Consider the following 5999-nt stretch of genomic DNA (forward strand, 5'->3'; position numbering starts at 1 on the left):
TCACATAGCCAGTCACAATAAATCAATCACTTAGCAGTCTGAATGTCGCATTTGGACGGAAAATCCCTAGAACCCCAATTTGTGCGGTGATCGATGGTAAAATCGGCCTCTTACGCCTCATTTGTTGAACGTCTGCCACATCGCCCCTATTGCACCGATGACCCCGCCCAAGGGCTGCTGATCCGTCCGCAGGCCACGGCGCTGGCTTATCGCCATATCCAACACAACCCGCCGCCCCATGTAAGCACGTTGATTTTTGACATAGACAGGCCGGACGGTTACCACGCATGGGATGATGCCGGACTCCCCGCGCCGAATTGGGTTTGTGTCAACTTGAAGAACGGTCATGCCCATTATGGCTATCTGCTTGCCACCCCTGTGGCACGAACCAGTGCCGCACGGCAAAAGCCGTTGCGCTATCTAGCGGCCATAGAGCGTGTTTTAACGCATCGGCTAGGTGCGGACGTAGGGTATGCAGGGTTGATCACCAAAAACCCGTTACACGACGATTGGCTAACGATATGGCACCATTCGGAGGCGTTCCCCCTCGATTATCTCGCCGAGTTTTGTCCCGATGCCGATTTAGCGGCCTACAGCCGCCGTAGTCGCAACGAGGCCAGCGGGTTAGGGCGTAACGTTACCCTGTTCGATGAGGTGCGAGAATGGGCCTACAGCGCCGTTAGAGCATACTGGCGGCCTAACGGGTATGAGGCTTGGGCGGATGCCGTCCGCGCTGCCTGTGATGACGTTAACGGCGGGTTTGCGCTGGAATGTGGCGGCCCGTTGCCCATTTCTGAGATCAAGGCCACGGCCAAGAGCATTGCTAGGTGGGTATGGCAGCGGTTCACGCCGTCCGAGTTCCGAGCCATCCAAGCAAAGCGCGGGGCCAAGGGTGGCAAGATTGGCAGCGGCTCGAATGGCGGCAAGGTATCCAAGGGCGGCGGTAGGCCAAGCAAAGCGGTAGAGCTATTACCGGAGGTGATCAGGCTAAAAGCCATGGGCTATAGCAACCGCGATATTGCCCAAGATTTGGGGATTGGTTCGGCCAGTGTTAGCCGCTACCTCTCCAAAATCTCGCCAGAGTGATCCAAAACAACAAGCCTTATCAGATAACAGCGCCCGAAGGGCGTTTGTTTCTGATATGGCTTGTCCTGAGAAAGAGGATCTTGGCGAGGTGGGCAAGCGCCCGAACCGGAGGCCGTCCAGCAGACCGCTTGCGGGCTGTGGGCGGGGGCGTTGTCCACGGAGCTGGTCTTTGTCTTGGCCCTTAACGACTGGACAGGTCTATCTCGATGCGCCGAAAGCCGATGCCGTTGGCGGTGTTGGCCGCCGCATCGATGCTCTTGAATACCCGCCAGCCGCCGCGCTGTCGTTCGAGGACAATGGTCTCGCTCTGCTTGCCGAACTTCACCAGGTGCAGGTGATAGCCCTGACCCATTGGGGTGGGCACGATCAGGGCCTTGGCAAACCCGCCCTGATCGGGGGAACCGCAGAATTCGGAAAAAATCGTACGCTAAGCTAAGGAAGGTCTGAAAAAGCCCCCGCTCGAGAAATGCATCCCAGCAACCATGCGGGTTACAGAGCGGTGATTTCGCGAAACATGGGCTTTTTCAGACCTTCCTTAGCGTTACGATAAAGCTAGCATGGAAACGATAGGTGCAAGCAAGTTAAGGGTTGCATCGCGCATGTCAATCTAGGCTATACCTCAACTGGGCGTCAGTCGGCTCACTGGCATCGCGTCAGACTAGGGCCGCTTTCTGCATTATCTGACGCCTAAACGTCAAACTCTATGGCCTCAACCTGACAGGCCGCATGCTTAGCGTACGATTTTGTCCGTTTTCTCTACCGTCCCCTAATAGCAATGCAGCCCAGGAAATACGGGGCTTGGCAGATGAAGTATTGGCATTGCTCAAATGAGTTAATGAGGGTGTGAGTAAATGAGTATGTTGAAGGCTGGCCGTCCCAGCAGCGAAAAACGGGCAATGACCATGGGTGATATCGCAGGATCCGAGAAGATGAAGCGGGTTAATTTCGACCTGCCGGAGGCGCTGCATACCAAGCTGAAAATGCATGCTGCCGCGCAGGGGAAGTCCATCAAGGACATCATGACAGACCTAATCGAAGCCCTGCCGTGAGTGATTGATATGCAACTATCCTGTCGGGATAGTATTGAAAATATGAGCATTTTTTTGCAGTAGCGCGCACTAAAAAGCGTTGATCGATCTGTCTGATCAACGCTACTCTGTGCGCCAGAAACGAAAAAACCACCCGGCAAGGTGGTTTTTCGAAGGTACTCAGAGTTGACGCTCTTTGTACCAGGTAACGGCTCCGTAGAGGGAAGCAGCTACCCAAATGCCCAATAAGTTTAGCGGCACTCTACCGTATCTTTCAAGCTAATTCCCTCTTTACGCCCGTTACCGAAGGCCACCACCTTTGGCGCTTTGTCGTACCCGCACGGATTGGAAGCATGAGTTTGTTGCCGTGTGAGGGTGTGGTTGGTCGGGCAGAACGGGGAATCCTCACACACTGCCCAGCGTGCGACGCGCACCATAGCCGCCCATGGCTCGCAACCGTGGGGCTCTAGCAACAGTGGAACGGGTAGCCACCCACGGCACCACTTAAAAAACGCGAGGCAGTCCGGCCCACAGGCGGGGACTGAAGCAGGAGCAGCAAGGCGAGGTGTGTCTCAGGAGCGCGTGAGGGAGAGCGGCAGCCAGTCGTCTCGATAGTCCTGAGCAAGGCGGATCATCCAGCGAAGCTACGTTATTTTTGACGTTAATCGCAGGAGGACGAGCCTATCTTGAAGCGCAGCGAAAGATAGGCTCGTCCTCCTGCGATTAAACCTTTAGAGCGAGGATCTCGTTGCGAGGTGGGCACACGCCCGAACCGGAGGCCGTCCAGCAGACCGCTTGCGGGCTGTGGGCGGGGGCGTTGTCCACGGAGCGGGGTGGGGTTGGTCTTTGTTCTGGCCCTCAACGACTGGACAGGTCTATCTCGATGCGCCGAAAGCCTATGCCGTTGGCGGTGTTGGCGGCGGCGTCGATGCTCTTGAACACCCGCCAGCCACCGCGTTGTCGTTCCAGGACAATGGTCTCGCTCTGTTTGCCGAACTTCACCAGGTGCAAATGGTATCCGGCCCCCATCGGGGTTGGCACTACCATGGCCTTGGCAAACCCGCCTTGGTCGAACGTCCACTTCGCTTGCAGCTCTTCCATATCAAATTTCGCCTTTGAATAATCAAAATCTAGATTTGATACTAGCATGATGGTTTCTAGCTTTGCGTCTTCAATTTTGCCAACTTATTGGCTCTGCGCTGGCTGGTAGCCGTCGCATTGCGTGTCCTACGGTTTGCTTGTTCCACGTCCGCCTGGGCTGCGATGGCCTGGGTTTGGACCTGCAGCTGCATGACGGCCAGATCTGCTGCTACCTGTTTGTTCCGTTCCATCTCGCGTACTGCCTGTTGCTTGAGCTGCGCAGCCTCCTGCTTCTCTGCCTGCACGAGCCGTTTAGCCTCGGTGATGGCCATGGCGTCCGCCTGTGTGGCGCGGATTTCGGCGGCCATCAACTCTTTCTGAAGGTCTGCAATCTCCTTGCTGTGATCCTCGTCCTCCACGTAGTTCCATGCCACGAAAACTAGGACCAAGGCGAGGCTGCCGCCGCCCAGCACGCCGACTAATGCCAGCGGCCAGGCGGCCGGGATGATCTTCCAGCCTGTGCTGGTCGGCCCCCACTGGCCTCCCTCCATCGTTGCCCAGCCTTGTGTCGCCAGCAGGGTATCCAGGTACCACCACAGCCCGAACAGAATGATGGCGAACAGGCCAAACAGATAGGGTCTCATCGTAGGTAGGTCTCCGTGATCGCGGGCCGAAAATGCCCCATCTCCTGGCTCACTGTTTCGAGGGCTCGATCCCGACTGAGGGTGTATTGCAACTCGTTCATCCGTTCTTGGGCGTAAGTATGCCGCAGACCATGGGCACCGGTAGACCAGCCCAGTACCCGCTCGCTGGCGGCAGAGACCGAGTTGCTCCAGCGCTGGCCGCCGCCGATGTCGTAGTGCGACTGGTAATAAATGCCCCTATCGGTGATCCGTACTGGCTCATCGCGACGGGTGGCCTCCAGCCTGGCGGCCAGGTCATGCGGCACCAAAATCTCTCGCACCAGCCCTCCTTTGCCCTGGACGGTGTAGATCACCCCGTCCCGGCCCTGCCATTTGCTGTCCAGGGCCGGGCGGGGGTCGGGGGCTCGTTCATCGCCACGGCGCAGGTCCAATAGTTCGTGGGCACGCAGGCCGCCAGCGTGGGCGATCAGGGTCGCCAGCCCGTGTTGCTCGGACTGGGCAGCGGCAATGCGCTGGGCCTGCTCGGGGGTATAGGCCCGGCCGCTGAGCGCCTGGGCATGTTCGGACTGGATGACGGGCAGGCGCTCACCGGCGGGCAGTTGGCCGGTGACATGCTGCATCATGGCCTGCATGGCTTGCCGTTCCATGTCGAGGGCCTTCTGCCCCACATCCTGGCCGCGCTGCTCCAGATATTGCACGGCCAGAGCAGGGGTGAGGGTGGTCAGGCCGCCTGAGATCTTCTCTGCGGCTGTCCACTCGGCTACGCGGGTGAGCGCAGACTCGTAGTTTCTGACCGTGCCGACTGAACGCAACACGCCACCCTGCAACTTCTGCATGATCTTGGCGGCTTGGGCCGCTGGCGCTCGAAAGGTGGCCATCAGTGGATAGGTGCGGTGTGTTTGGCGAGCCAGCGGGCCACGGTACTGTGGACCACCTTGATCCGGTTCTTGCGCAGCCAGCGTTGCAACTCGGCGGTGCTGGCCCCCCCCAGGTGCATGGCGAGCAGCTCGGCGCGGTGGCGATCGAGGCGGGAGTGCGGGTACCGCGATTTGCGGATCTCGGCGGTTTGCTGGCGCAGGATAGCCAGCTCGGCAAGGGGGTCAAAATCCATTTAAGTTAAGCCTCCATTTAAGTTTAAGTCTCCACTTAGGTCTTCACTTAGGTCTCCACGTTAGAACGACAACACCCTGTTTCCCCACAGAATGTTGCGACAGGTTACCCCGCCGATCGCCCCGGTTCTCCAACTGTCGTATGGAAGGTTCGGACTGTTCTCAACCTATTTCGATCCTGTTTGCGTGCAGATGACACGGGAGTTTTGGCTGTCTCCGTCAGAACGCGCGAGCGTCTCCCATTTTTGGCTGTCGGGGGTCAGAACACAGCCGTTTTTGGCTGGTCTCGGATCGGTTACCTGTATCCGGTGTAGCAGGGCCACGTCAGAGTGTGACAGTTCTCATTTGCACCACTACAGTACGAAAAAAATATGTGCGAGCTCAATATGTTTTTAAAAATGTGCGCGAAATAGCTACAGGCTAGAGCCCACGCTATGTATCGGCCCATTTATGGGTCGTACATAGCGTGGGCAAGGAGAGGCACAGGGGAAAATCCAGCCGAGGGCGTGGGTAGGGCTGGCCAGTGCCATCAAAAGCTAAAAATGAAAAATCAAAAAACAAAAATGATGGCGCTCAAGAACGCGATCCTCCGGACAAGATAGGCGGAGGATCGGGGTGTTGATGGCGCACTTTGCGTCCGGCCAGGACACCGATGGGGCTCGATGTCTGGGGCCGATGGGAGGAACCGGGGTCGACGGTCCGGCCAGGACGCCAACAGGGCCTGATGTCCGCCCAGGACATCGAGGGGGAACTGCCCGGGAGATCTTGATGTCCTGGGCGGACATCTTCATCACCAGGGGAAACGGGCGGTTCATGGTGGTTTGGGGCTGAAACCGGATCGGCTCACCGGAGGGGGCATGCGACCCCCTCAAACCGTCGCAAACTTTCAGCCGCGATTTGGCCAGAACGGGCCGGACCGAAGGTGGTTTTTGCGGGCTTGGCGTGGGGGAGCTGTCGGGCTGGGTGTTTTCCCTAGTGAAAATGCCAATTGAACATAATGGCGATTATGCGCGGCGGTTTTTGGGCCGCTCCTGCTCTGTTTTGCGATCCCC

At 58.0% G+C, this 5999-nt stretch carries 7 protein-coding genes; 2 read left to right on the forward strand and 5 right to left on the reverse strand.

Annotation, left to right across the window (positions count from 1 at the left end):
- Positions 1–93 precede the first annotated feature (93 nt).
- The gene (locus OKB81_RS18985; RefSeq protein ID WP_134997960.1) at positions 94–1086 is read left to right on the forward strand and encodes a replication initiation protein; all 993 of its coding nucleotides are present in this window, start codon (positions 94–96) and stop codon (positions 1084–1086) included.
- Between the two features lie 181 nt (positions 1087–1267).
- Here OKB81_RS18985 and OKB81_RS18990 read toward each other — a convergent pair whose 3' ends face one another.
- On the reverse strand, positions 1268–1507 hold the full coding sequence (locus tag OKB81_RS18990; RefSeq protein ID WP_270666673.1) for a plasmid replication protein RepB: 240 nt from the start codon (positions 1505–1507) through the stop codon (positions 1268–1270).
- A 430-nt stretch (positions 1508–1937) separates the two neighbouring features.
- Here OKB81_RS18990 and OKB81_RS18995 point away from each other — a divergent pair, with 430 nt between their 5' ends.
- Entirely contained in the window at positions 1938–2135 is a 198-nt protein-coding gene (locus OKB81_RS18995) for a plasmid partition protein ParG (RefSeq protein ID WP_041207168.1), read from the forward strand.
- Between the two features lie 837 nt (positions 2136–2972).
- On the opposite strand, the gene OKB81_RS19000 is transcribed toward OKB81_RS18995, so the two are convergent.
- The 4 genes from OKB81_RS19000 to OKB81_RS19015 are packed head-to-tail and all read right to left on the reverse strand — an operon-like array spanning position 2973 to position 4949.
- Positions 2973–3215, reverse strand: coding sequence for a hypothetical protein (locus OKB81_RS19000; RefSeq protein WP_005325944.1), 243 nt, complete (start codon positions 3213–3215; stop codon positions 2973–2975).
- A 56-nt stretch (positions 3216–3271) separates the two neighbouring features.
- A complete protein-coding gene (locus tag OKB81_RS19005; protein ID WP_005325942.1) occupies positions 3272–3838 on the reverse strand; it encodes a hypothetical protein in 567 nt (188 codons plus the stop codon).
- Complete coding sequence (locus OKB81_RS19010) at positions 3835–4674, reverse strand: site-specific integrase (RefSeq protein ID WP_270666668.1); 840 nt, start codon at positions 4672–4674, stop codon at positions 3835–3837. The genes OKB81_RS19005 and OKB81_RS19010 overlap by 4 nt, the downstream gene beginning before the upstream one ends.
- 41 nt (positions 4675–4715) lie before the next feature.
- On the reverse strand, positions 4716–4949 hold the full coding sequence (locus OKB81_RS19015; protein WP_005325931.1) for a hypothetical protein: 234 nt from the start codon (positions 4947–4949) through the stop codon (positions 4716–4718).
- Positions 4950–5999: the final 1050 nt, after the last annotated feature.

Source organism: Aeromonas sp. QDB56 (genome assembly GCF_027705505.1).
Classification (GTDB): Bacteria; Pseudomonadota; Gammaproteobacteria; order Enterobacterales; family Aeromonadaceae; genus Aeromonas; species Aeromonas caviae.

What these genes read in the sequence shown, in the direction of transcription:
- OKB81_RS18985 (WP_134997960.1), top strand. Translation starts at nt 94, where the DNA reads ATGGTAAAATCGGCCTCTTACGCCTCATTTGTTGAACGTCTGCCACAT.
- OKB81_RS18995 (WP_041207168.1), top strand. Translation starts at nt 1,938, where the DNA reads ATGAGTATGTTGAAGGCTGGCCGTCCCAGCAGCGAAAAACGGGCAATG.
- OKB81_RS19000 (WP_005325944.1), bottom strand. Translation starts at nt 3,215, where the DNA reads ATGGAAGAGCTGCAAGCGAAGTGGACGTTCGACCAAGGCGGGTTTGCC.
- OKB81_RS19005 (WP_005325942.1), bottom strand. Translation starts at nt 3,838, where the DNA reads ATGAGACCCTATCTGTTTGGCCTGTTCGCCATCATTCTGTTCGGGCTG.
- OKB81_RS19010 (WP_270666668.1), bottom strand. Translation starts at nt 4,674, where the DNA reads ATGCAGAAGTTGCAGGGTGGCGTGTTGCGTTCAGTCGGCACGGTCAGA.
- OKB81_RS19015 (WP_005325931.1), bottom strand. Translation starts at nt 4,949, where the DNA reads ATGGATTTTGACCCCCTTGCCGAGCTGGCTATCCTGCGCCAGCAAACC.